The sequence below is a fragment of the Halpernia sp. genome (genome assembly GCF_048269545.1).
Classification (GTDB): Bacteria; Bacteroidota; Bacteroidia; order Flavobacteriales; family Weeksellaceae; genus Halpernia.
The window spans coordinates 104,080-128,697 of the sequence record NZ_JBLXIJ010000003.1 but is presented as its reverse complement, the minus strand read 5'-3'; the positions used below and the strand labels follow the sequence as shown (position 1 = coordinate 128,697).

Genomic DNA, 24,618 nt, shown 5'->3' with positions numbered 1-24,618 from the left:
TGCTAAAATATAATTTTACCCGTATCTTTCTCTTTTTAAAATTTTAAAAATTATTACTTTTTTCAATGAATTTGTCCATTGTTATTCCACTTTTAAACGAAGCAGAATCTCTTGAAGAACTTTTTTCAAGAATAGATTTAGTATGTAAAAACCATCAACTTTCTTATGAAATTTGGTTTATAGACGACGGAAGTACAGATTTGTCTTGGAATATTATTGAGAATTTATCCGTGCAGAATTCAAATATTCATGGGATTAAATTTTCCCGAAACTATGGAAAATCTCAAGCTTTACACGCCGCTTTTGAAAAAGTAAAAGGAGATGTAATTATCACAATGGATGCGGACTTACAAGATTTTCCAGAAGAAATTCCAGAACTTTATCATAAATTAATTTCAGAAAATCTGGATATTGTTTCAGGTTGGAAAAAGAAACGTTTTGATAATGTTGTGACCAAAAATCTACCGTCCAAATTATTTAATTCTGCTGCAAGAAAATTATCTGGTGTAGAATTGCATGATTTTAATTGCGGTTTAAAAGCTTACAAAAAACAAGTCGTAAAATCAATCGATGTTTACGGCGATATGCACCGTTATATTCCAGTTTTAGCGGCAAATGCAGGATTCAGAAAAATTACTGAAAAAGAAGTACAACATCAAGCAAGACCTTATGGAACTTCAAAATTTGGTAGTGAAAGATTTGTTCGTGGTTTTTTAGATTTGGTAACACTTTGGTTTGTAAGCCGTTTTGGCGGAAGACCAATGCACTTTTTTGGAGCAGCAGGGACTTTAATGTTTTTGTTTGGATTTCTCTCGGCTTTCTGGCTCGGAATTTCAAAATTAATTGATGTTTCTCGCGGAATTTATGGACATCTTTTAGCCAATAATCCTTGGTTTTTTATTGCTTTAACAATGATGATTTTGGGAACTTTGCTGTTCATTGCAGGCTTTTTAGGAGAAATGATTATTAGAAATAATCGGGAGCATAAGAATTATCATATCGATGAATCCATTTAATATAATTTTTTAAATTTTAATTAAACTAAATGAAACATTTACTCCTAATTTTATCATTTTTCACAATCATTTCCTGCTCCAAAGTAAAACCAGAAGGCGCAATTGAAACCCATGAAGTAAAAATTGCAGATTTTAATCAATTAAATTTGAAAGGAAAATTCCGTGTTTTTTATATTCATTCGCAAAAAAACTTTGTGTCTGTAGAAACCAATCCAAATTTTTACAAGAATCTAGATATCAATGTAGAAGATAATATTTTGAATATTCATGAGAAAAGAGAAACGCAAGGTTTGGATTTTTATAATATTAGTATTTATTCTAAAGACAATTTAAACCAAGTAAAATTGTCGGATTCTGTGGAGTTTAATATTTCCGGCGAAATAAATTCACCCGATTTTAAACTAAATTTAAAAAATGATGCTAAATTTATTGGTGCTGTAAATTCTAAAAATTTAAATTTAGAAATGGTAGATAAAAGTCGCGCCAATCTTTTAGGAAAAACAGATAATGCTTTTATTAAAATTTCTGATACTGCAAGTTTAATTGCGCCTTATTGGTATATAAAAGATTTAAATATTAATTCTGATAAAGGAAATTATTCTGAATTAAATGTAGATGGAAAAATTAGTGGTGAAGTAAAAAATACAGCTACTTTTAATTATTACGGTTCGCCGATAAGTGCCTTTAAAATTGAAAAAACAGCAACTGTAGAAAATAAAAAATTAAACTAAAAGATTTTAATTAATCTAAAAAATATTAAACATTATGACTTCAACCGAACAAGCTAAACTTTGGCTAAACGAACCTTTCGACGCGGAAACGCAAAAAGCAGTAGAATTACTTATTAATTCTAATTCCCCAGATTTAGATGATAGTTTTTATAAAAGTTTAGAATTCGGAACGGGCGGAATGCGTGGAATTATGGGCGTTGGAACAAACCGTTTAAATAAATACACACTCGGACAAGCCACTCAAGGTTTAGCAAATTATATTTTGCAACAATTTCCTAACCAAGAAGTTAAAGTCGCAATTGCGTACGACGTTCGTCATAATTCTAAAGAATTTGGTAAAATTTGCGCCGATGTTTTAACGGCAAATGGAATTAAAGTTTTATTATTTAAAAACCATCGTCCAACTCCAGAATTATCTTTTACGGTTCGTGATAAACATTGTAACGCGGGAATTGTTTTAACGGCTTCTCACAATCCACCAGAATATAATGGTTATAAAGTGTATTGGAATGACGGCGCACAAATAGTTCCGCCACAAGATACAGCGATTATTAATGAAGTTCAAAACACAAAATTTGATGAAATTAAATTTAATGGAAATGATGATTTAATAGAATGGATTGGTGAAGAACAAGACCAAGTTTATATTGATGCTTGTATTAAAAATTCAACTTACCAAAATATTGGAAAAGATAATTTAAATATTGTTTTCACTTCAATTCACGGGACAACTTATGCAACGGTTCCAAAAGCTTTAAGACAAGCTGGTTTCAAAAAAATAGATTTGGTTCAAGAACAAATGGTTCCAAGTGGAAATTTCCCAACTGTGGAAAGTCCAAATCCGGAAGAACCTGCCGCCCTTCAAATGGCTTTAGATTTGGCTAAAATTACAAACGCAGATATCGTAATCGGAACAGATCCAGACGGCGATAGATTGGGAATTGCAGTAAGAAATTTAGAAAATGAAATACAATTGCTCAATGGAAATCAATGTAATACGATTTTAACTTATTATATTTTAGACCAATGGAAACGTCGTGATAAATTAAATGGAAATGAATTTATCGGTTCTACAATTGTAACTTCAGATATTTTCTTTGACATTGCCCAACGTTTTGGCGTAGAATGTAAATCTGGTTTAACCGGTTTTAAATGGATCGGAAAAATGATCCGCGAAAATGAAGGTGAACAAAAATTTGTTTGCGGTGGTGAAGAAAGTTTTGGTTTTATGACAGGTGATTTTGTTCGCGATAAAGATTCTTGTGGAAGTATTTTATTGGCGTGTGAAATTGCGGCCTTTTGCAAGGCGCACGGCAAAACGATGTACCAATATTTAATTGAAATCTACCGCGATCTAGGAATGTACTTTGAAAGTTTAACTTCAATTACGAAGAAAGGAAGAGATGGCGCCGAAGAAATTAAACAAATGATGGTTGATTTTAGAGAAAATCCGCCGAAAGAATTGGCCGGTTCAAAAGTAACTGAAGTAAAAGATTACCAAGAACAAACTTGTCTTTATTTACAAGAAAATAGAAGAGAAGTGATGGACGAAATTCCAAAATCTAATGTGCTAATTTATTACACAGAAGATGGTTCTAAAATTTGCATCAGACCTTCTGGAACGGAACCAAAAATTAAATTTTACTTTTCTGTAAAAGCAAAAATCATTTCCGAAGCAGATTTTAAAGAAAAATTGATTATCTTAAACGACAAGATTGAAAGAATTAAAAAAGATTTAAAACTCTAATAAAAGTTATGAGTTTTGAATTATGAGTTATTTTATAACTTAATAAAACATATATTTTCATATTCTAATGAGCGAAGTATTATAAAAAATAAGACATTTCAATTCGCAGTAGATATTGTAAAATTATATAAAATAATATCTGTTGAAAAGAGAGAATTTGTTTTGTCGAAACAGTTGTTACGTTCTGGAACTTCAATTGGTGCAAATGTTCGAGAAGCTTTAAATGCGGAAAGTAAAAGGATTTTATTCATAAACTTTCTATAGCTCAAAAAGAATGCGATGAAACAAAATATTGGTTGGAACTTTTAAAGGAAACTGATTATCTTAATGAAGACGAATTTAACGCTATTTATAATCAATCATCGGAAATTTTTAAAATAATTAAAAGTATAATTATTACTTCAAAAAATAATTTAAATAAAATGTTATAAATTATCACTCATAATTCATAACTTAAAACTTATAACTCGTGAAAGTATCAAAACTCGCAGAAAATTTAATTGGTTCAGAAATTATAAAAATAGGCAACCAAGTCAATGAATTGAAATCTCAAGGAAAGCAAATTGCAAATCTTACGATTGGTGATTTAAACTCCAATATTTATCCAATTCCCACTTTATTGAAAGAAGAAATTACAAAAGCCTACGAAAATAATTTCACCAATTATCCGCCTGCAAATGGTTTACTTTCGTTAAGAAAATCAGTTTCTAATGATATTAAAAACCGCTGGAATTTAGATTATAATGAAAATCAAATTTTAATTGCAGCTGGTTCTCGGCCTTTAATTTATGCGTGTTTTAAAACCATCGTAGATGAAGAAGAAAAAGTGGTTTATCCGCTTCCTTCTTGGAATAATAATCATTATGCTTACTTAACTTCAGCAAATAAAATAGAAGTTGAAACAACACCCGAAAATAATTTTTTGCCAACCGCAGAAGATTTGAAAATGCATTTAAAAGGTGCGGTTTTATTGGCGCTTTGTTCACCGTTAAATCCGACGGGAACAATGTTTACGAAAAAACAATTATCAGAAATTTGCGAATTGGTTTTATCGGAAAATAAATCACGTGGCGAAAATGAAAAACCACTTTATGTGATGTATGACCAGATTTATTCTAATCTTACATTTGGCGAAGAACATTTTAATCCAGTTTCACTTTTTCCAGAAATGGCAGAATTTACCATTTTTATCGATGGAATTTCTAAATGTTTGGCGGCAACTGGAGTTCGTGTTGGTTGGTCTTTCGGTCCGGAATTAATTATTAAAAAAATGACAGCTTTGCTAACTCACGTCGGAGCTTGGGCGCCAAAACCTGAACAAAAAGCAGTAGGAAATTTTTATGAAAACAAGCAAAATGTTGATAATTTCGTGGATAATTTTAAAGCAAAAATTGAAGAAAGTTTAAAAGTTTTGCATGCAGGAATTCAAAATTTGAAAAATCAAAATTTTGAAGTTGACAGTATTGTTCCAATGGGCGCATTGTATTTGACTATAAAATTAGATTATATCGGAAAATATTTACCAGACGGAACCGAAATTAAAAACTCTACAGATTTGGTTTTTTATTTAATTAATGAAGCAGGAATTGCTTTAGTTCCTTTTTCAGCTTTTGGTAATTCAGTTGAAAAACCTTGGTTTAGAGCTTCTGTGGGAGGATTAAGTTTAGAAGAAATTAAAAATATGATTCCGAGATTAGAAAAAGCATTGAATATTTTGGTTTAATTATAGATTTTGAATAAAGCATTAACCATTTTAATACTATTAATACAGATTGTTTCAACCTTCATAGCAATCTTTATTATTTATATGATTTTTGCATTGCAGGATAATGATTTTGGTTTTGATGGATTATTTGGTTTCTTTGTAATTCAGCCATTTTTTGCAATTATTATTTCAGCTTTATCTATTTTTATTTGTTTTATTTTAGGACTTCCAATTCGGCTAAATAAAAAAATAAATTCTTGGTGGATAAGTCATTTTTACATCACAATTATTGGTATTTTTATTGGAGTTTTATTACTTATAATTTCATTTTTTCCGTTGTTTAGAGAAAGTGTTTTTGTAAATATTAATGATAGTGAAGTATTAAAAGTAACTCCAAATTTAACTTTTGTTTGTATAGGTTGGTTTTTAGTTACATTTTCAGTTTTGCATACATTTCCACCAAAACAATTGACAAATTTAATTGTTTCTTTTTCTCAAAATATTTTGAAAAAATTTATGAATTCATAAATCTAGAATTAAAATGAAAATTATAGCCGTAATTCCTGCAAGATTTGAAGCCACAAGATTCCCCGGAAAATTGATGGAAATGTTAGGAAATAAAACCGTTATTTCTACTACTTATGAAAATGTGGTTGCAACAAAATTATTTGATGAGGTTTTTGTAGCAACAGATTCCCAAATTATTTTAAAAGAAATTGAAAAAAACGGTGGCAAAGCAGTTTTTACTAAAAAACATGAAACAGGAAGTGACAGAATTGCAGAAGCAGTAAAAAATATTGATTGTGATATTGTTGTAAATGTTCAGGGCGACGAACCTTTTTTAAATAAAAAACCTTTGCAAGAACTCATTTCTGTTTTTAAATCTGATAAAAATAAAGAGATTTCTTTGGCTTCACTTAAAACTAAAATGTTTGATGTAAAAGAAATTTCTAATTCAAATAACGTAAAAGTAATTACAGATAAAGATGGTTTTGCTCTTTATTTTAGCCGTTCTGTAATTCCTTATCCGCGTGAAATGTCAAAAAAAACGGAATATTTTAAACATATTGGTGTTTATGCTTTTCGAAAAGATGCACTCTTGAAGTTTACAAAACTTGCTATGAAACCTTTAGAGATTTCTGAAAAAATTGAATGCATTCGCTATTTAGAATACGGCATGAAAATCAAAATGGTAGAAACAGATTTTGTTGGAGTAGGAATTGACGTTCCAGAAGATTTAGAAAAAGCCAGAGCTTTATTATTAAAAAAATCTTAAAACTGATTTTTGGCAACCATCGTACTTTATTAAATACTTATCTTTGACAATTCAGAATTTTTAGAAAAATTATTTTCACAATTATTATTGATTTAATGAAGAAGTTAGCAATTTTATTTAGTCTTATTTTTAGCACATTAATTTTTGCACAAACAGCAAAAGAAATTATTGATCAAAATTTAGAAAAATCAGGTGGTTTAACAAATTGGAAGTTATTGAATTCTATTATGTTGCAAGGAAAAGTGTCTTTGGGAATTAATGATATTTATCCAATTAAAATTTATCAGCAGCGTCCAAATCTCACAAAAACCGTGATTACTATTCATAAAAAAGATACCGCAATTGAAGGTTTTGATGGAGAAAAAGGATACGCAATGAATTATGCAACCAATAAACTACAGGTTTATGACAATTATAAAGCAGAAAGTTTTGATAATGATTTTATAGATTATGAAAGTAAAGGGTTTACAGCCGAACTTCAAGGTCAAGAAAAAATTGGAGAAAATCTTTGTTATAAAGTAGAATTAACAAAAAATGTAAATAAAACCCTTTATTATTTTGATGTCAAAACTTATATGCTTCTAAAGGAAATTAAAAAAGATGAAACTTTAAGTTATTCCGATTATAGAAAAGTGGGTTCTCTTTTGATGCCTTTTAGAATTGAATCTTCTTCACCCAAAAAAGATGGAGATTATGTAATGCTCATCACTAAAATAGAGACTAATAAAGAGTTTCCTCCAAATACGTTTAAAATGAAATAATAAAATTATTATGAAAAAAATATTCATTCTTGTTTTGAGTGCAGTTGCATTTTTGCAAAGTTGCACCGGACAAAAAAAGGAAAAAAGTAACGCTAAATCTGAAAGTATGGCAAAAGCAGAATCAATTTACGACTTCAAAGTTCCGGGATTGGAAGAAGGCAAAACAATCAATTTTGCTGATTTTAAAGGCAAGAAAATTTTAATTGTAAACACCGCTTCAGAATGTGGATTTACGCCGCAATACGCAGATTTAGAAAAAGTAGCAGAGCAGTATAAAGACAAAGTTGTGGTGATTGGTTTTCCTGCTAATAATTTTGGCGGACAAGAACCTGGAAGTAATAAAGAAATCAGTACGTTTTGCACCAGAAATTATGGTGTAACTTTTCCCATGGCTTCGAAAGTTTCAGTAAAAGGTGACGACATTGCACCAATTTTTAAATATTTGACTGACAAAAATTTAAATGGCGTAAAAAACACAACAATTTTGTGGAATTTCACCAAATTCTTAGTTGATGAAAATGGACATTTAATTGACAGTTTTATCAGTACTACGAAACCGACAAGTGAAAGTATTATAAAATATTTTCAGTAAACACTTCCCATTATCAAAATAAAAAGCCAGTATAATTACTGGTTTTTTTGATTAATTTTTTAAATTTGATAACATTACTTATTACAAATTATTCATTACTTATTCAAAAAGTGCAACCCGAAGAAATTCAAGAATATTGTTTAAAAAAGAAAGGCGTGACGGAATCTTTTCCATTTGACAACGAAACTTTAGTTTTTAAAGTGAGCGGAAAAATATTTCTGTTAATGTCTTTGGAATCCCAACCTTTAAAATTTTCATTAAAAAATATGCCCGAGAAAAATATTGAACTTCGCGCAAAATATCACCAAATAGAAGGCGCTTTTCACATGAATAAAACCCATTGGAATTCGGTTGTTTGTGAAGGTTTAAAAGCAGATTTAATAAAAGAATTAATCGATGAATCTTACGATTTGGTATTTAAATATTTAACCAAGAAAATGAAAGATGAGGTTTTGAAGTAATTATTCTAAAAAAATTGAAATCGCACTTAACGTTTAAAATCTTTAAATAATTTTAAATTTCCTTATAAAATACTTATAAATTTTTAGAAAAAATAGAGTTTCTTATTTTTATATCTGTTTTTTTTTTTTTTCTTTACAAGGTTGAAAGTAAGTGTACAATTATTAGCAACAAAATTTTATTTTTTAACCTTAAATTTTATTAAAATGAAAAGAATTATTTTAGGACTGATTTTATCAGTTGGAGTTTCAGGATTCGCTTTTGCAAAGAATGATGGAAATGCAGAACATCTTTTGAAAAAGGATGTATTGAAAGTTGTAAATTGTACTATTAGCACAAATGTTAAAACTTACGATGAAGCAGGAACATTAATTGATAATCGTACTTATACAACATCTGGATCGGGTTCTCAATGTGACAACGCACTTGATGGTGTAGTATATGTTATGAAAAGAATGGTAATTAAAGGTCTAACTCCCCCATAAATGCTAATATGGGGCTAAATTTTAAGCCCCATTTTAACTTAGTTAAAAATAATGAACAATAAATATATTTTCTTTTTTCTTTTTTCTTTTTTTTTATGTTCCTCGCAGGATATAAAGAATTTTACAGTTGAATACACTATGATTCAAGACGAGAAAGTAGGAAATGACAGTTTTAATGAGTTTTTAATTTTATCAGAAAATCAAAATTTATATTTTCAATATGGTAAAAGTAACGAACCTCTTGGTATAGATGAAGTTTTCAATAATTTTGATCTTCAAAAATTAAATTATGTAATTCAATATAAGAATACAACAGATGTCTTAGAATCCGGATGGCGTGTATTGCCTAAACTAGAATTTTTTAAAGATGATATTCCGCCAATAAATTGGAAATTATTAGATGGCGAAAAAAAAATTTTAAACTACAACTGCAATAGAGCACAAGGTGCTTTTAGAGGCAGAACCTATATCGTTTGGTATACGACAGAAATCCCATCCAAACTTGGTCCGTGGAAACTTTCTGGGTTACCAGGTTTAATTTTGGAAGCAATTGATAGCAAAAACATGTATAATTATTACGCAAGAAAAATCCTGCAAAATTATAATTTAGAAATACCAGAGAAATTAGTTTCATTTACAAGTAAAATGCGTATAGAACCAATTGCATTAAAAACTTACATTAAAATACAGAATGATTTCCTTAGAGGTATTAACAGACGAAACTTGGCAAATATGCCAGCAGGAACGGTAAATGAGCCGAACCAAATTTTAAGAGGTGATCTGAAAGAAATAGTGTTTGAATGGGAAATTTTTCCAGAAAAATTGTAGATGAAGAAAATGTTATTACTTTTTCTATTCATTTGTCTTAAGATTTGCGGACAGACTAAAATAAGCGGTACTCTATTTTCAGATACTCAAAAACCTATATCAAGTGCGAACGTTATTTTAATGGATACGCAAAATAATATTATCACTTTCGTTTTTAGCAATAAAGACGGAAGTTTTGTTATAAATAGCCTAAAGACGGGTAATTTTAAATTAAAAATTACCGCACAAAATTTTCATCCTAACATTTTAGATGTTTCAACCATCAAAATAAATATACCTATTGATTTAGGTAAAATTATGCTTGTTCAATTAAAAGAAACAGAGATCAAAGAAGTCGTCATCACACGAAAAATTCCAATTCGTGTAAAGAAAGATACCATAGAATATTCTGTAAAAAGTTTCTCAAACGGCACAGAGCAAAATGTAGAAGAATTATTAAAAAAATTGCCAGGTATAAAGATAGATGCAGACGGAAAAATAAAATATGGGGACAAAGAAGTCGATAACGTTCTGGTAGAAAATGATGATCTTTTTGAGCGCGGCTACCAAACCTTGACCCAAAATATGCCGTCGCAACCTTTAAAATCGATTCAGGTTTTAAAGCATTATTCTAAAAATAAATTACTAAAAGGCGTAGAAAATTCAGAAAGCATTGCGTTAAATCTCACCTTGAAAGATGATGCCAAAGACCAATGGTTTGGGAGTGTCTTGCTGGCTTCCACAAGTTATAAGGAAGACCGCAGGCAAGGAAAATTTAACCTGATGAATTTTTCTAAAAAAAAGAAAATTTATCTTCTACTAAATGCCAATAATTTAGGTTTAGATGAGATGAAAGGTGTAGATTATCTTATTAATCCGTCTTCCGACAAAGATGTAGAAAATATTGGAAGTGACATAAATACGCTCTCAATTTTAAACCTACACCAAAAAAATGGTCAATTTCAGGATAACAGAACCAATTTTAATAATGATAAACTGGCTTCGCTTAATTACATCAACAATTTCAAAAATAATTGGAAACTGAAATTCGTCACCATTTTCAACCAAACCGAAAATAAAAATTTTGTAAACAGCACTTATAAATACGATTACAATAACATTGCTTTTACGAATATTGAAGACAAAATTTGGCAACAAAAAAAGCAAAATATTGTAGCGAAAATAGAAGTGCTAAAAGACATAAAAAAAGACGCCAGTTTGCAGTTTTACAATAAATTATCCTGGTTGCAGGAAGATAATATCAATCAATTTATTTTTAACGGGACGCCAAATAACCAACTTGGAAACAACCATCTTTTTGCTAATGAAAACAAAGTAGTTTATACCAAAAAAATAGATTCTTCGCAAGCATTTGTGGCAGTTGGAAAATTTATTTCGCAAAACAGACCTTATCATTTTACGGAGCAAAATAATGTTTTTCAGTCTATTTTAAATGATCCAAATGCGCAAAGTATTTTGGAAAATGTCAATTCTAATATGAATTTTGGTGGTGCAAAATTGTCTTATTTAAAAAAATATAGTGAAGATCACAATTTAGAAATTCAGTTTGGCGATGAGTTTAGAACTAATAAACTGATCTCTGATATTTCTGTTTTTGATTCCTCCGGATCAGAAATTTTGTTCGATAAAAGTGATTATGAAAATAATATTAATTTTAAGCAAAATAAATTATTTGCACAGGCAAAATACACACAGAAAATTAAAAAATGGACCATTGGCGGAACGCTTTTAAACCAAATGATTTCCACGGATTTTAATAAACAAAAAAAGCAACAGTTTGTGGTAACACCAAATTTTAATTTAAGTTATGAAAATTTAAAAACGGGAACATTTTCTTTTTCTGCCGGTCGAAGTTATTCACAAACGGAAATCAATGATTTGAATATCAATTACATTTATCAGGGAAGCAGAAGTTTTCAAAAAAGCGATGTTGGTTTTCATTTGTTACCAAGTTATAATTTTAATTTCGTTTATACTGTTGGTAACGAATTGTCCAATCAACTAACTTTTAGTGCAATTTATTATAGAAACCAAGATTATCTTTCCAGTAATGTAATTATAAACCCAAATTACAGTTTCTTCCAAAAAATATTAGTTAAAAATAGCACGAACATTTCAACGAATTTAGAAGCGAAACAATATATAAAATTGATCAGTTCGAGGTTTAGTTTGCTCAGTTCCTATATGCTTTCAGACTACCAAAACAGCATTAATAACCAAGTATTAATTAACACAAAATTTTCAAATATTAAGGTAGGTTTTGAAATGAAATCTGGCTGGACGAAATTTTTTAATTATGAATTAGGTTATAATTTTACCTTCAATAATATAAAATCCGACATTAACTCTAATAAATATACAGATCAAAAAGGTTTTGTAAATCTTTACTTTCGGTTAAAAGATAATTTAAATTTACAGTCAAATTATGAAATTTATAAGTACGGAAGTACCGCGCAAAAATCCATTCAATTTTTAGATCTAAATTTAGATTATAAGGTAAAGAAATACAAAATGAACGTGTTTATTAAAGGAAATAACTTGCTAAATGTTAGTTCTATACAAAGATATTCGATTGATAATGTAAGTGAAAGTCTTTATACTCAAAGATTAATTTCACGAAATATAGTTTTAGGAATTAATAAAAATTTTTAAAACTCAAACTTTTCCGTCAAAATCTTGTCTTCATCTAATCTTTCAATTAATTTTTCTAGATTTTCAAATTTTATTTCTTCGTGTAAAAAATCTCTGAAATTTAGGGTTAAAGTTTCACCGTAAATATCTTTGTCAAAATCTAAAATATAGACTTCTACTGTTTTGGTTTTTCCCTCAACTGTTGGGTTTGTACCGATGCTCATCATGCCTTTGTAGAATTTATTCTTATGAAAAACTTCCACAATATAAGCGCCGTTTTTGGGTAATAATTTTAGAGAATCAACTTCTAAATTTGCGGTAGGATAACCTATTGTTCTACCGATTTTTTTACCGTCAATCACTTTTCCTGAAAGTGAATAATTGTAACCTAACATTTCATTGGCTTTCAGAATATTTCCGTTAGAAAGAGCATTTCTAATTTGTGTGGAACTGATGTGTTTGTCATGAAAATCTACCGCGGGAAGTTGCGCAACTGTAAAATCTAATTCTGCTGATAATTTTTGTAATAAATTAAAATCTCCGGATTTATCTTTGCCAAAAGTGTGATCGTAACCAATAATCAAATATTTCACATTTAATTTTTCAATTAAGATCTGACGTACAAATTCTTCGCCTGTCAAATTTCTAAAATCATCATCAAATTTTTGTAGAAACAAATTCTGAATACCATTTTTTTCAAGAAGACTGATTTTCTCTTCTAAAGTATTTAGCAATTTTAATTCGCAATCTGGATCAAAAAAAGTTCTTGGATGTGGCCAAAAAGTTAAGAGTGCAGATTCTAAACTTTCCTCTTTTGCAATTTTATTTAAATGAGAAATTATAAATTGATGACCTTTATGAACGCCATCAAACATACCCAAAGATAGAGCAAGAGGTTTTTTAGCGGTATAAAAGTCAATATTTTTAAAGGTTTCCAAGTAGGTTTTTTTCGGTATGCAAAGATGATAAAAATCTTCTTTCAAACCAATTGCAGATTTGGAACAATTCCTTATATTTGCACCAAGAAAAAAATTAGCAATGGCAAACCAAATAGTAGGTAAAATTTCGCAAATTATCGGTCCAGTTCTGGATGTTGTTTTTGCAGACGCGCAAGAACTTCCAAAAATTTATGACGCATTGGAAATCACCAAAAAAAATGGTGAAAAAGTAATTCTAGAAGTTGAACAACACATCGGTGAAGATACTGTAAGATGTATCGCGATGGACGCAACAGACGGGCTTCAAAGAGGTTACGATGTTGTAAGTCAAGGTCAGCAAATTACAATGCCGATTGGTGAAGGAATTAACGGAAGATTATTTAATGTAGTTGGAGATAATATTGATGGATTGCCACAAGTTTCTAAAGAAGGCGGTTTGCCAATTCACAGAGACGCTCCAAAATTTGATCAACTTTCTACTTCAGCAGAAATTCTTTACACAGGAATTAAAGTAATTGATTTAGTAGAACCTTATTCAAAAGGTGGAAAAATTGGTTTGTTTGGTGGAGCAGGAGTTGGTAAAACAGTTTTAATTCAAGAATTAATTAATAATATCGCGAAAGGACACGGTGGACTTTCAGTTTTTGCTGGAGTTGGTGAGAGAACGAGAGAAGGAAATGACCTTTTGAGAGAGATGTTGGAATCAGGCATTATAAAATATGGCGATGAATTCATGCATTCTATGGAAAATGGCGGATGGGATTTATCCAAAATAGATCTTGAAGTAATGAAAGAATCCAAAGCTGCTTTCGTTTTCGGACAAATGAATGAACCTCCTGGAGCAAGAGCAAGAGTCGCACTTTCTGGTTTAACTTTAGCTGAATATTACCGTGACGGAGGAGAATCTGGACAAGGAAGAGATATTTTATTTTTCGTAGATAATATTTTTAGATTTACACAAGCAGGTTCAGAAGTTTCTGCACTTTTAGGAAGAATGCCTTCTGCGGTTGGTTATCAACCAACTTTAGCCTCAGAAATGGGTGCGATGCAAGAGCGAATTACTTCTACAAAAAATGGTTCCATTACTTCTGTACAAGCGGTTTACGTTCCTGCGGATGATTTAACGGATCCTGCACCGGCAACAACTTTTGCCCACTTAGATGCAACTACTGTTTTAGATCGTAAAATTGCTTCTTTAGGAATTTATCCAGCCGTTGATCCTTTGGCTTCAACTTCTAGAATTTTAGCACCGGAAATTATTGGTGAAGAACATTACAAATGTGCGCAAGATGTAAAAGAAATTTTACAACGTTACAAAGCATTACAAGATATTATTGCAATTCTTGGTATGGAAGAGCTTTCTGAAGAAGATAAATTAGTAGTTTATAGAGCGAGAAAAGTACAAAGATTTTTATCTCAACCTTTCCACGTTGCTGAACAATTTACAGGTTTGAAAGGTTCTTTAGTGGATATTAAAGATACCATTAAAGGATTTAACATGATAATGGATGGTGAGTTAGATCATTTACCAGAATCTGCTTTTAACTTGAAAGGAACCATCGAAGAAGCTATTGAAGCTGGTGAAAAATTATTAGCAGAAAACGCATAAATTAGACATGAAATTTTTAGACATGAGATGTGAGATTTTTTTCAGTCTCAAATCTCAAATCTCTTAATCTAAAAAAGTATGAATATAAAAATATTAACACCCGAGTTTGTGGTTTTTGAAGGCGAAGTTAATTCTGTTTTACTTCCAGGAAAAAATGGGGATTTTCAGATTATGAATAATCACGTCGCTATTGTTTCTTCTTTGGTAAGCGGAAAAGTAAAACTTTATACTTCTGCAATTTCTGAGGAATATTCTAAATATTTTAAGAAAGAAAAAGAAAATGACAGTGTTTATTCTTTTGTAGTAAAAAGTGGCGTGATAGAATTTAATCACAATAAAGGAATTATTTTAGCTGAATAATCTATAAAATAAATAAAAAAATCCCGCTAAAGTTTAAACTTTAGCGGGATTTTTTTTTTAAACTTCTTGCTTTTTAAGCTGTCGATGTGCAACTAAAATCATCATCGTAATTAATAAAATTGAAACTAAAGACGCATTTAAAGTCCCTAAATTTAAACCGCCATTTGCTAATGGTTTAGTTAAAAAATCTCCGAAAGTAGCGCCAAATGGTCGGGTAAAAACAAAGGCAATCCAAAAGAGAAGGATTTCGTTTAATTTGGTAAAATAATGCATAAGAATGACTATCAAAATAATTCCTCCGGTAATCATCGCGCCATTTAAGTAACTTAAACCCAGATTATCACTCAAAAAATCGCCAAAAGCAGTGCCTAAACTATTTGAAAAAAGAACGGCAATCCAAAAATAAATTTCTTTTTTTCTTTCAAAAATTGGATAAACATTTAAATCTTGGAACTTTTTATACCAAAGAAATAAAGTAATAAGTAATGCAGTAACTAAAATTAAACTTCCAAAAGCGTAACCCAAACCCAAACTTCTATCCAAAAAATCTGAAATTTCAGTACCTAAAGTAGTAGTTCCAATGATTACCAACCAATAGAAAACAGGAATATATTTTTTAACAGAAAGTTGAATTCCCAAAACAACTAAGAAAAATACCAAAGTAATACCAATTCCTACGGCGTAACCCAAGTTTAAAGTTTGTGCAAAAAAATCACCAAGCGTTTCACCTAAAGTAGTGGCGACAATTTTCATTAGCCAAAATAATAAATTTATTTGTGCGACTTTATTAAAAAGTTTTTCGTTCATTTTTTTTGTAAATGTAAGAATTAACTAAGGGATATATTCATAAATATATTTTATAAAAATGAAAATATTAAATTTCTTATTGGTCAAAATTACCAGCAGCTTCTGGTTGGTAAATAATTTTAGTGATAACTATTTTGGTTTCTCCAGAAGGTAATTTCCAATTGATTTCATCGCCCACTTTATAACCAATTAATGCAGAAGCAACGGGAGAAAATATTGAAATTTTTCTTTCTTTTATATTTGCATCTTGTGGATACACAATTTTAATGGTTGCAGATTTATTGGTATTTTTAAATAAAATTTCCACTTCCGTATTCATTGTGACTAAATCTGCGGAAATTTCTTCTGGATTTAAAAGTTTTGCACTATTTAATTCTTTTAATAAAATTTCAGCTTCTTCAATTTTAATTGTATTGCTTTTTTTTGCTTGTGAAATGCTTTGGCGAATTCTACTGAAATCTTGCTTATTCATTGTAATTTGATTCATAATTTTTATTTTAAGTTATAAAAAAAACCGTTTGATTATTTATCAAACGGTTTTAAATTTTAAGAATATTTTTTAACTTTCTTTGAAGTCTAAATTATTTTCTTTTAAAAATGCTTCCGCTTGCTTTTTGTATTGTCCTGAAACGAGTTTTTCGTGTATCGCATCAAAAGCATCGAGAGTTTCATTAATTTCCGCATCAGAATGTGACGCTGTAGGAATCAATCGAAGCAAAATCATTCCTTTTGGAATAACTGGATATACCACAACAGAGGTAAAAATACCATAATTTTCGCGTAAATCTCGTACTAAAATTGTGGCTTCGATGGTTTCACCTTTCATCATAACCGGAGTTACACAGGTGTTTGTTTCACCAATATCATAACCTCTTTCTCTTAAACCATTTTGAAGTTTATTTACATTATGCCAAAGTTTGGCTTTAATTTCTGGATGTGAACGCAAAAGTTCTAATCTTTTTAAACCACCAATAACCATAGGCATTGTTAAAGATTTAGCGAAAATTTGTGAACGCATATTGTATTTTAAGAAACGGATAATTTCCTTTTCACCTGCAATAAAAGCACCAAAACCTGCCATAGATTTTGCAAAAGTGGAAAAATAAACATCAATTCCTTTTTGGCAATCTTGTTCTTCACCTACTCCTGCGCCGTTTTTTCCTAAAGTCCCAAAACCATGTGCATCATCTACCAAAAGTCTGAAATTATATTTTTCTTTTAAAGCGATAATTTCTTTTATTTTCCCTTGCATTCCACGCATTCCGAAAACTCCTTCTGTAATTACCAGAACTCCGCCGCCATTTTCTTTAGCTACTTTTTCTGCACGAATCAGATTTTTTTCTAAACTTTCTACATCATTATGACGATAAGTAAAACTTTTCCCCATGTGCAAACGAACACCATCTACGATACAAGCGTGTGAATCAGAATCATAAACAATTACATCGTGTCTTGAAACCAGAGAATCTATTGTAGAAACCATTCCTTGATAACCGAAATTTAATAAATAAGCGGCATCTTCTTTTACAAATGCTGCTAATTCTCTTTCTAGTTGCTCATGAGCTTCAGTTTCACCGGACATTGCTCTGGCTCCCATTGGATAAAACATTCCATATTTTGCAGCAGCTTTTGCGTCAGTTTCTAAAACTTCTGGATGATTGCAAAGTCCTAAATAGTCATTTGCACTCCAAAAAATAACTTCTCTTCCTTGAAATTTCATTCTCGGACCAACTGGTCCTTCTAATTTTGGAAAAACAAAATAACCTTCTGCGTAATCTGCAAATTGACCTAAAGGTCCTGGATTGTTTTTAATCCGTTCGAATATATCCATTTATTTTTTCTATAGTTTATTTTGGGTGCAAAGTTAGTGAAATTTACGATATATAAAAAGCCTTTAGTTTTCACAAAAGGCTGATTTATATTATATGTAATATTTTTATTTTATGAATTCCGTTTTAAAAACTTCTTTGTAATTGTGAACACAATTATTGCTAAAACCTTGTTTAGCCATCCAATCATCACTATAAACTTTAGAAATATAACGAGATCCGTGATCTGGAAAAATTAGTACAATTAAATCTTTTTCTGTAAAAGAATTATTTTTTGAATATTGCATCAAAGCTTGAACAACTGCACCTGTTGTGTAACCACCCATTATTGCCTCTTTTAATGCAATTTCACGTGTTTTGTAGGCACTCATTTCATCATTTACTCTTACAAATTCATCAACTTTATCAAACAATAATGCACCTGGAATTAAATTTTTACCTAAACCCTCTATTTGATAAGAATGAATTTCTGATTTATCTATTTTGCCTGTATCATGAAAAGTTTTTAAAATAGAGCCATCTGCATCTACACCAATAATTTTAATATTTGGATTTTGTTCCTTTAAATATTTTGCTGAACCAGAAAGTGTTCCGCCAGTTCCTGTGCAACCAAAAAGATGGGTTATTTTTCCGTCTGTTTGTTCCCAAATTTCAGGGCCAGTTGTTTGATAATGGGCATCAATATTTAATTCGTTAAAATATTGATTGATATAAAAGGAATTTGGAGTTTCTGCTGCAATTTTTTTTGCCACTTCATAATATGATCTGGGATCATCTGCTGCAACAGAAGCAGGGCAAACATAAACGATTGCTCCTAAAGCTTTTAAATATGCTATTTTTTCTGGTTTTGTTTTATCACTTACAGATAAAATACATTTATAACCTTTTATAATACTTACCATTGCTAAAGAGAAACCAGTATTTCCAGAGGTAGTTTCAACTATTGTAGAACCAGGTTTTAAAAGACCCTGCCTTTCTGCAGCTTCTATTATGTGAAGTGCAATTCTGTCTTTTGTAGAGTGTCCAGGATTTGAAGATTCTAATTTTGCATAAACGGTTGCAGGTATATTTTTAGTAACTTGGTTTAATTTAACCATTGGTGTATTACCAATTAAACCAAGAATATTGTCGTGTACATTAGTCATTTTTAATCAATTTTACTCTAAAAATCTGTTTGCAAAAATAATAAAAAAAAAATCAACGAAAGAAAATTGAGCTCTTTATATGATATAATGCATAATAATTTGTACAAATTTTTATAGAAAACATAATTTATAGACTTAAAAAAATAGGGATAAAAACTTTAAAATTTGTTAAAATAATCTTTGTATAAACTAAAATCATTAATTTCGCTGCATTAGAAAAAAATTATGAAAAATTGGTCTTTTAAAAGATGGAATAATGTTTTAGGTTGGCTTGTATTTGCAATAGCTTTTATAACTTACTTATCAACAATAGAACCTAATTTTAGTTTTTGGGATTGTGGAGAATATATTTCTTCTGCCGTAAAACTACAAGTTACTCACGCACCCGGTGCGGCACTTTTTCAATTGGTAGGTGCATTTTTTGCAATGTTTGCATTGGGAAATGGCGACCATTATTCTATTGTAATTAATGCAATGTCTGCTTTATTCAGTGGTTTTACCATATTGTTTTTATTTTGGACAATTACTCATTTTGTACGCAGAATGTTTCATAAAGAATTTTCTGAAGTCACTAAACGTGAAGAAATTACTATTCTGTTTGCGGGTTTAGTGGGGGCTTTATCTTTTGCTTTTTCTGATAGTTTTTGGTTTTCAGCAGTTGAAGGGGAAGTGTATTCAATGGCGTCGCTTTTTATCGCTATAATTTTATGGTTAATTACCAAATGGGAAAATGAGTTTCATGATGCAGATAATGAAAGATGGATTATCTTAATATTTTTTATAGTTGGACTTTCTGTAGGTGTTCATATGATGTGTATGTTGGTAATTCCTGCAGTTTGTTTTATTTATTATTCTAAAAATTACACTTTTACTTGGAAAAGCTTTTTAATAGCAAATCTTGTCACATTAATTATTTTAGCCTTGGTTTTTAAAGGAATTTTTCCATTTGTAATGACCATGTTCGGGAAATTAGAAATTTTCTGCGTAAATGGCTTAGGTTTACCTTTCCATTCGGGAACAATACTTGGTTTTATTATTTTAATTGCACTTTCTTATTTCATTATTAAATTATCTAGAAAATCTGAAAAAAGAATTTATCAAACAATTTCTTTGTCCTTGGTTTATATGATTATTGGTTTTTCTTGTTGGATGGTAATTCCAATTCGTGCCACTGCAAATCCACCTATGAATTTAAATAATCCAGACAACGCAATCGGAATGTTGGATTATTATAATCGTGCACAATACGGAGATTGGCCAACTGCTTATGGGCAAAATTACACCGCTTATCTTGATGCAAACGGAATTCAAAAAAACGAAGACGGAAGTTTTAAAACGGATAAAACGGATGACGTTTATGAAAAAGATGAATCGACTGGGACTTATAGAAAAACCGGTGAAAGATTTAACTACATTTTTTCTCCAGACCAAGTAAGTTTTATGCCGAGAATGTTTAGTGAAGATAAAGATGTAATGGCAAACTATATTTCAATGTATGGCGCGCCAGATTTTAGTTTTAATTATGAAAATCCAGAAATTGCAGACAATCCCGAAGCAAAAAGAGTTTTTGATGAAATGCACAAAAAATATGAAGATGGTACGATAAAAGTTTCAGATTATTTACAAGCGAAGCAATACAATTTAGTTCACGTTCAACGTCCATCTTTAGGACAAAATTTAGATTATTTCTTCACATTTCAAAATGGTTATTATTTTGTTCGCTACTTGATGTGGAACTTCGTTGGTCGCCAAAATGATTTAGAAGGAAATATGGAAAATACCAAAGGAAATTGGATTTCTGGAATTCCTTTTATAGATAATGCAATGTGGGGAAATCAAAATGATATGCCTGCAAAATTTAAAAATGAAAGTACAGTTGCGTTCTTTTTTCTCCCATTTTTATTGGGATTAATTGGTTTCTTTTTTCAATTAAATAAAGATTTTGGAAAATTTTACGCCATTCTTGCTTTATTTATAATTACAAGTGTCGGAATTGTTTTCTACACAGGAATGAAACCATTTGAGCCGCGAGAAAGAGATTATGCATTGGTCGGTTCGTTTTACGCTTTCGCTATTTGGATTGGTTTAGGAGCGGCTGGAATTCTCAGGTTCTTAAATAATAAATTAAAAAATAATACGACAAATTTAATTGCAGGTATTATTTTATTGGGAGTTCCATTTATGATGGCTTTCCAAAATTACAATGTTCACGACAGAAGTAATCGTTACGCAGCTTATGATTACGCATATTCAAGTTTAAAATCTTTACCGAAAGATGATATTTTATTTGTTTACGGCGATAATGATACTTATCCAGTTTGGGCAATTCAGGAAACTTCAGAATTTCGAAAAGATGTGAAAGTCGTTAATTTCACTTTACTTTCCACACCGTGGGACATTGATCAAGTGAAACGCAGAACTTACGATGCAATGCCTGTTCCTTCACAATTAAATCATGCAGATTATAGAGATGGAACGAATGATCAGATTTATCTGATGTCAAAAAAAGATTGGCAAACTATTTTTGCGAATTTAAAAGATTCTGGAGCGCCAGAAACGGCGATGGCGGAATTTAGAAAATATTTAACTCAAGATTCAATGACTTTTAAAGAAGCCATGAATTTTATTAAAAGTAAATCTGAAGATAAAAATGAAATTCTAAAAATGATTTTTGGTGATGAAAAATTTGATAAGTTTAATTTCATTCCAGTAAGTAAATTTATATTACCAGTTAATAAAGCAAATGCCATAAAAGCAGGAATTTTACTTCCAAAAGATGCTGCAAAAGCGGTAGATAATATTACAGTTACCTACAAAAGCAATAGTATGTTTAAAAATAATCTGATGATGATGGATATTTTTGCAAACTTTGATTGGAAACGTCCCATTAATTTCTCATCTGGCGGAATTTATGATGATGAAAATATTTTCTATATGAATGATTTTCTTCAGTTTGATGGTTTCAGTTATAGACTTACGCCAATAAAAACCGAACAATCTGAATCGGGAGATATGGGAAGAGTTGATGGAGATGATTTATATAAAATCGTAAAAAATTACCGATGGGGAAATTTCAAAGATTTAAATGCACATTTCGATGAAACTTGCACGCAAAATATTGTGAGCTACAGAAGCTCTGCAAGTCGCGCTGCAGAAGCTCTGGCTTTAAAAGGTGAAAAACAAAAAGCCATTGAAATTTTAGATTTAGCAAGTAAAGAAATTCCTGTTCAAAAATACAATGATCCTCGTTCTTTAAGTTCCATCGTTTACGGCTATATCGTTTCAGGTCAAGAACAAAAAGGTTTAAAATTAGCAGAAGAATTGAAAAAAGGAATTTTATCAGAATATGATTATTATGCCTCATTAAGTCCGCAAGAACAAAAATATTTAGGACGGCAAATGAAAACCAAACCTATGGAATACTCAATTGTAACAGGAGCTGTTGCAGATGCTTATAAAAAAACAGGAAATTCTACAAAAGCTTATGACTACTTAGTGAGTTCAATTCAGCCAATAGACAAAAGATTTGATATTTTTATAAAAGATTTAAAACAAATGGGCAAAGAAAAAGCAATGGAAAAATCTGAAGATGTACAAAAAATCACTCCATTTTATCAGTATTTATTTGAAATTATGAAACCTTACGATTCCACTTACACCAACGAAAAATTGAATCAAATTTCAAATGAAATGTTTAAAGCAACACAATAAATAAATTTATTTTAAAAAATTAAATCGGGTTAAAATTATTTTATCCCGATTTTTTTAAATGTAATTGTCATTCAGAAAGAAATGAAGCAAAGTGAAATGAAGTGAAGAATTTTTAAAAGAAAAAGATTTATTTCTCCGCACAGAATAACAATTGTAAAAATAAATCTTAAAAAATCACTTTAATTTTCAAAACCATTTTTTAGTAAAGACATATTTCCCTATTTTTGACCAATGGAAAATTTCGTTGTTTCTGCAAGAAAATACCGTCCGCAAGAGTTTGATACTGTTGTCGGACAATCTCACATTACAGATACTTTAGAACACGCAATTGGAAATAATCAACTTGCACAAGCTTTGCTTTTTTGCGGTCCGAGAGGTGTTGGTAAAACCACTTGTGCCAGAATTTTAGCGAGAAAAATCAACGAAAAAGACGGTTCAACTTCGGAAGATAATTTTGCTTACAATATTTTTGAACTTGATGCGGCTTCCAATAATTCAGTAGATGATATTCGGAATTTAACAGATCAAGTTCGTTTTGCACCACAAGTTGGAAAATATAAAATATATATTATAGATGAGGTTCACATGTTGTCTTCTGCCGCTTTTAATGCGTTTTTAAAAACCCTGGAAGAACCACCAGAACACGCTATTTTTATTCTTGCAACTACAGAAAAACATAAAATAATTCCCACGATTTTATCAAGATGTCAAATTTATGATTTTAAAAGAATCCAAATTGAAGACATCCAAAAACATTTAAAACAGATTGCAGACAAAGAAAAGATAAATTACGAAGAAGATGCATTGTTTTTAATTGCTCAAAAAGCTGATGGAGCTTTGCGTGACGCACTTTCTATTTTTGACAGAATGGTGACTTTTTCGCAAAATAATATTACTTTAGAGAAAACGGCGGAAGTTCTCAATATTTTAGATTACGATCAATATTTGAATATTGCAGATATTGCGAAGGAAAATAATATTCCAGAAATACTTTTTGCTTTTAATGAAATTGTAAAAAAAGGTTTTGATCCACATATTTTTATTGCAGGTTTGGGAAGTCATTTCAGAGATTTGATGATGGCAAAAAATCCTACAACTTTAGCTTTGATAGAAGTGGGAGAAAAAAGCAAACAAAAATACAGTGAACAAAGTAAAAATTGGTCTGCGCAAGATTTAATAGATGCGGTTGAAATTTGCAATCACGCAGATATTAATTATAAAAATTCTAAAAATCCGCGATTGACGGTAGAAATTGCTTTGATGCAATTGTCCAGTTTAAATCAAAATACTACAGTTTCTAAAAAAAAAAATTCTTAATTCTAGCGCCTTTTCTTAAAGAAAATTCAGGTTTAAAAGTAGTTTCAGAAGTTTCAAAAGTAGTTTCAGAAATTTCACAGGTAGAGATTTTAGTGAGATCTGAGATTAATAAAATTTTAGGAAACATAGAAGAAGCTTTAGAAAATCCAGTAATTCTTACCGCTGAAAAACCTTTAGTCCATAAAAAGGAAAAATCAAAATTCAGCATTTCTAATGCTTTAAAAATTGAGGAGAAAAAGGAAGTTTTAACTCCAATTTTACCTGATAAAGAAGCGCCTCAAAATCATTTCACAGAATCAGATTTACAACAAGAATGGCTAATTTTTTTGGAAGATTTAAAAACGACTAATTCATTGGTTTACAATGCTATTAATAGTTTTAAACTTAATAAAATTGGAGAGAACGGAGTTGAAATTTGTTGTCCTTCTAAAACGGCAAAATCAGAATTTAGTTCTGTAAGTGCACAATTTTTTAATCATTTTAAACGAAAAGTAAATAATTACCACATTGAAGTCACCTTTAAAATGGATACCAAACTTAAAAAAGAAATACTCACAAAACGCAAAATTTTTGATAAATTTGCCGAGATTAATCCAGTTTTAAATGATTTGAATGATCTTATGAAATTTGATTTTACTTAATTAATGATAAAAAATTGGCAAAGCCAAAAC

At 30.2% G+C, this 24,618-nt stretch carries 22 protein-coding genes and 1 pseudogene; 18 read left to right on the top strand and 5 right to left on the bottom strand.

Going from position 1 to position 24,618, the window contains the following annotated elements:
• Window positions 1-65 precede the first annotated feature (65 nt).
• From ACN0WB_RS06340 to ACN0WB_RS06280, 13 genes and pseudogenes are all read left to right on the top strand, one after another.
• Window positions 66-1,016 carry a glycosyltransferase family 2 protein gene (locus tag ACN0WB_RS06340; RefSeq protein WP_417429979.1) on the top strand — a complete coding sequence of 317 codons (951 nt, stop codon included), beginning with the start codon at window positions 66-68 and terminating at the stop codon, window positions 1,014-1,016.
• Window positions 1,017-1,045: 29 nt separating this feature from the next.
• Window positions 1,046-1,747 (top strand): GIN domain-containing protein, encoded by a 702-nt coding sequence (locus tag ACN0WB_RS06335; protein ID WP_417429978.1) that lies wholly within the window; start codon window positions 1,046-1,048, stop codon window positions 1,745-1,747.
• Window positions 1,748-1,781: 34 nt separating this feature from the next.
• The gene (locus ACN0WB_RS06330; protein WP_417429976.1) at window positions 1,782-3,494 is read left to right on the top strand and encodes a phospho-sugar mutase; all 1,713 of its coding nucleotides are present in this window, start codon (window positions 1,782-1,784) and stop codon (window positions 3,492-3,494) included.
• Between the two features lie 15 nt (window positions 3,495-3,509).
• A pseudogene (locus tag ACN0WB_RS06325) lies at window positions 3,510-3,925 on the top strand (four helix bundle protein).
• Between the two features lie 38 nt (window positions 3,926-3,963).
• Window positions 3,964-5,217, top strand: coding sequence for a pyridoxal phosphate-dependent aminotransferase (locus tag ACN0WB_RS06320; RefSeq protein ID WP_417429974.1), 1,254 nt, complete (start codon window positions 3,964-3,966; stop codon window positions 5,215-5,217).
• An 84-nt stretch (window positions 5,218-5,301) separates the two neighbouring features.
• Window positions 5,302-5,727 (top strand): hypothetical protein, encoded by a 426-nt coding sequence (locus tag ACN0WB_RS06315; RefSeq protein WP_417429972.1) that lies wholly within the window; start codon window positions 5,302-5,304, stop codon window positions 5,725-5,727.
• A gap of 13 nt (window positions 5,728-5,740) precedes the next feature.
• The gene (gene kdsB / locus ACN0WB_RS06310) at window positions 5,741-6,475 is read left to right on the top strand and encodes a 3-deoxy-manno-octulosonate cytidylyltransferase (RefSeq protein WP_417429970.1); all 735 of its coding nucleotides are present in this window, start codon (window positions 5,741-5,743) and stop codon (window positions 6,473-6,475) included.
• A 95-nt stretch (window positions 6,476-6,570) separates the two neighbouring features.
• Window positions 6,571-7,236, top strand: a complete 666-nt coding sequence (locus ACN0WB_RS06305) for a histidine kinase (RefSeq protein ID WP_417429968.1) — start codon at window positions 6,571-6,573, stop codon at window positions 7,234-7,236.
• Window positions 7,237-7,246: 10 nt separating this feature from the next.
• On the top strand, window positions 7,247-7,828 hold the full coding sequence (locus ACN0WB_RS06300) for a glutathione peroxidase (RefSeq protein ID WP_417429966.1): 582 nt from the start codon (window positions 7,247-7,249) through the stop codon (window positions 7,826-7,828).
• Between the two features lie 110 nt (window positions 7,829-7,938).
• Window positions 7,939-8,289 (top strand): MmcQ/YjbR family DNA-binding protein, encoded by a 351-nt coding sequence (locus ACN0WB_RS06295; protein WP_417430105.1) that lies wholly within the window; start codon window positions 7,939-7,941, stop codon window positions 8,287-8,289.
• A 204-nt stretch (window positions 8,290-8,493) separates the two neighbouring features.
• Complete coding sequence (locus ACN0WB_RS06290; protein WP_417429964.1) at window positions 8,494-8,772, top strand: hypothetical protein; 279 nt, start codon at window positions 8,494-8,496, stop codon at window positions 8,770-8,772.
• 51 nt (window positions 8,773-8,823) lie between these two features.
• Window positions 8,824-9,600 carry a GLPGLI family protein gene (locus ACN0WB_RS06285; RefSeq protein ID WP_417429962.1) on the top strand — a complete coding sequence of 259 codons (777 nt, stop codon included), beginning with the start codon at window positions 8,824-8,826 and terminating at the stop codon, window positions 9,598-9,600.
• Window positions 9,601-12,252: a carboxypeptidase regulatory-like domain-containing protein gene (locus ACN0WB_RS06280; protein WP_417429960.1), complete on the top strand. Its 2,652-nt coding sequence runs from the start codon at window positions 9,601-9,603 to the stop codon at window positions 12,250-12,252. It abuts the gene before it with no gap.
• Here the strand turns inward: ACN0WB_RS06280 and ACN0WB_RS06275 are convergent.
• On the bottom strand, window positions 12,249-13,169 hold the full coding sequence (locus ACN0WB_RS06275; protein WP_417430103.1) for a bifunctional riboflavin kinase/FAD synthetase: 921 nt from the start codon (window positions 13,167-13,169) through the stop codon (window positions 12,249-12,251). The two genes, ACN0WB_RS06280 and ACN0WB_RS06275, sit on opposite strands and share 4 nt — an antisense overlap.
• A 100-nt stretch (window positions 13,170-13,269) precedes the next feature.
• Here ACN0WB_RS06275 and atpD point away from each other — a divergent pair, with 100 nt between their 5' ends.
• Both atpD and ACN0WB_RS06265 read left to right on the top strand, forming a co-directional pair.
• Window positions 13,270-14,778 (top strand): F0F1 ATP synthase subunit beta, encoded by a 1,509-nt coding sequence (gene atpD / locus ACN0WB_RS06270; protein ID WP_417429958.1) that lies wholly within the window; start codon window positions 13,270-13,272, stop codon window positions 14,776-14,778.
• A gap of 78 nt (window positions 14,779-14,856) precedes the next feature.
• Window positions 14,857-15,138, top strand: coding sequence for a FoF1 ATP synthase subunit delta/epsilon (locus ACN0WB_RS06265; RefSeq protein WP_417429956.1), 282 nt, complete (start codon window positions 14,857-14,859; stop codon window positions 15,136-15,138).
• Between the two features lie 57 nt (window positions 15,139-15,195).
• Here the strand turns inward: ACN0WB_RS06265 and ACN0WB_RS06260 are convergent, their stop codons facing one another.
• The 4 genes from ACN0WB_RS06260 to ACN0WB_RS06245 form a co-directional block, all read right to left on the bottom strand.
• Window positions 15,196-15,945, bottom strand: a complete 750-nt coding sequence (locus tag ACN0WB_RS06260; RefSeq protein ID WP_417429954.1) for a hypothetical protein — start codon at window positions 15,943-15,945, stop codon at window positions 15,196-15,198.
• A 76-nt stretch (window positions 15,946-16,021) separates the two neighbouring features.
• Window positions 16,022-16,432, bottom strand: a complete 411-nt coding sequence (gene rnk / locus ACN0WB_RS06255; RefSeq protein WP_417429952.1) for a nucleoside diphosphate kinase regulator — start codon at window positions 16,430-16,432, stop codon at window positions 16,022-16,024.
• A 72-nt stretch (window positions 16,433-16,504) separates the two neighbouring features.
• A complete protein-coding gene (locus ACN0WB_RS06250; RefSeq protein ID WP_417429950.1) occupies window positions 16,505-17,776 on the bottom strand; it encodes an aminotransferase class I/II-fold pyridoxal phosphate-dependent enzyme in 1,272 nt (423 codons plus the stop codon).
• A 105-nt stretch (window positions 17,777-17,881) separates the two neighbouring features.
• Complete coding sequence (locus ACN0WB_RS06245) at window positions 17,882-18,919, bottom strand: PLP-dependent cysteine synthase family protein (RefSeq protein ID WP_417429949.1); 1,038 nt, start codon at window positions 18,917-18,919, stop codon at window positions 17,882-17,884.
• A 225-nt stretch (window positions 18,920-19,144) separates the two neighbouring features.
• Here ACN0WB_RS06245 and ACN0WB_RS06240 point away from each other — a divergent pair, with 225 nt between their 5' ends.
• The 3 genes from ACN0WB_RS06240 (at window position 19,145) to ACN0WB_RS06230 (ending at window position 24,588) form a co-directional block, all read left to right on the top strand.
• Window positions 19,145-22,630, top strand: a complete 3,486-nt coding sequence (locus ACN0WB_RS06240; RefSeq protein WP_417429947.1) for a DUF2723 domain-containing protein — start codon at window positions 19,145-19,147, stop codon at window positions 22,628-22,630.
• Window positions 22,631-22,861: 231 nt separating this feature from the next.
• Window positions 22,862-23,947 (top strand): DNA polymerase III subunit gamma/tau, encoded by a 1,086-nt coding sequence (gene dnaX, locus ACN0WB_RS06235; protein ID WP_417429945.1) that lies wholly within the window; start codon window positions 22,862-22,864, stop codon window positions 23,945-23,947.
• A 92-nt stretch (window positions 23,948-24,039) separates the two neighbouring features.
• Window positions 24,040-24,588 carry a hypothetical protein gene (locus tag ACN0WB_RS06230; protein WP_417429944.1) on the top strand — a complete coding sequence of 183 codons (549 nt, stop codon included), beginning with the start codon at window positions 24,040-24,042 and terminating at the stop codon, window positions 24,586-24,588.
• Window positions 24,589-24,618: the final 30 nt, after the last annotated feature.

Bases quoted from the DNA above. Each gene is read 5' to 3' on its own strand.
- ACN0WB_RS06340 (WP_417429979.1), top strand. From the start codon at position 66: ATGAATTTGTCCATTGTTATTCCACTTTTAAACGAAGCAGAATCTCTT.
- ACN0WB_RS06335 (WP_417429978.1), top strand. From the start codon at position 1,046: ATGAAACATTTACTCCTAATTTTATCATTTTTCACAATCATTTCCTGC.
- ACN0WB_RS06330 (WP_417429976.1), top strand. From the start codon at position 1,782: ATGACTTCAACCGAACAAGCTAAACTTTGGCTAAACGAACCTTTCGAC.
- ACN0WB_RS06315 (WP_417429972.1), top strand. From the start codon at position 5,302: ATGATTTTTGCATTGCAGGATAATGATTTTGGTTTTGATGGATTATTT.
- kdsB (WP_417429970.1), top strand. From the start codon at position 5,741: ATGAAAATTATAGCCGTAATTCCTGCAAGATTTGAAGCCACAAGATTC.
- ACN0WB_RS06305 (WP_417429968.1), top strand. From the start codon at position 6,571: ATGAAGAAGTTAGCAATTTTATTTAGTCTTATTTTTAGCACATTAATT.
- ACN0WB_RS06300 (WP_417429966.1), top strand. From the start codon at position 7,247: ATGAAAAAAATATTCATTCTTGTTTTGAGTGCAGTTGCATTTTTGCAA.
- ACN0WB_RS06290 (WP_417429964.1), top strand. From the start codon at position 8,494: ATGAAAAGAATTATTTTAGGACTGATTTTATCAGTTGGAGTTTCAGGA.
- ACN0WB_RS06285 (WP_417429962.1), top strand. From the start codon at position 8,824: ATGAACAATAAATATATTTTCTTTTTTCTTTTTTCTTTTTTTTTATGT.
- ACN0WB_RS06280 (WP_417429960.1), top strand. From the start codon at position 9,601: ATGAAGAAAATGTTATTACTTTTTCTATTCATTTGTCTTAAGATTTGC.
- atpD (WP_417429958.1), top strand. From the start codon at position 13,270: ATGGCAAACCAAATAGTAGGTAAAATTTCGCAAATTATCGGTCCAGTT.
- ACN0WB_RS06265 (WP_417429956.1), top strand. From the start codon at position 14,857: ATGAATATAAAAATATTAACACCCGAGTTTGTGGTTTTTGAAGGCGAA.
- ACN0WB_RS06260 (WP_417429954.1), bottom strand. From the start codon at position 15,945: ATGAACGAAAAACTTTTTAATAAAGTCGCACAAATAAATTTATTATTT.
- rnk (WP_417429952.1), bottom strand. From the start codon at position 16,432: ATGAATCAAATTACAATGAATAAGCAAGATTTCAGTAGAATTCGCCAA.
- ACN0WB_RS06250 (WP_417429950.1), bottom strand. From the start codon at position 17,776: ATGGATATATTCGAACGGATTAAAAACAATCCAGGACCTTTAGGTCAA.
- ACN0WB_RS06245 (WP_417429949.1), bottom strand. From the start codon at position 18,919: ATGACTAATGTACACGACAATATTCTTGGTTTAATTGGTAATACACCA.
- ACN0WB_RS06240 (WP_417429947.1), top strand. From the start codon at position 19,145: ATGAAAAATTGGTCTTTTAAAAGATGGAATAATGTTTTAGGTTGGCTT.
- dnaX (WP_417429945.1), top strand. From the start codon at position 22,862: ATGGAAAATTTCGTTGTTTCTGCAAGAAAATACCGTCCGCAAGAGTTT.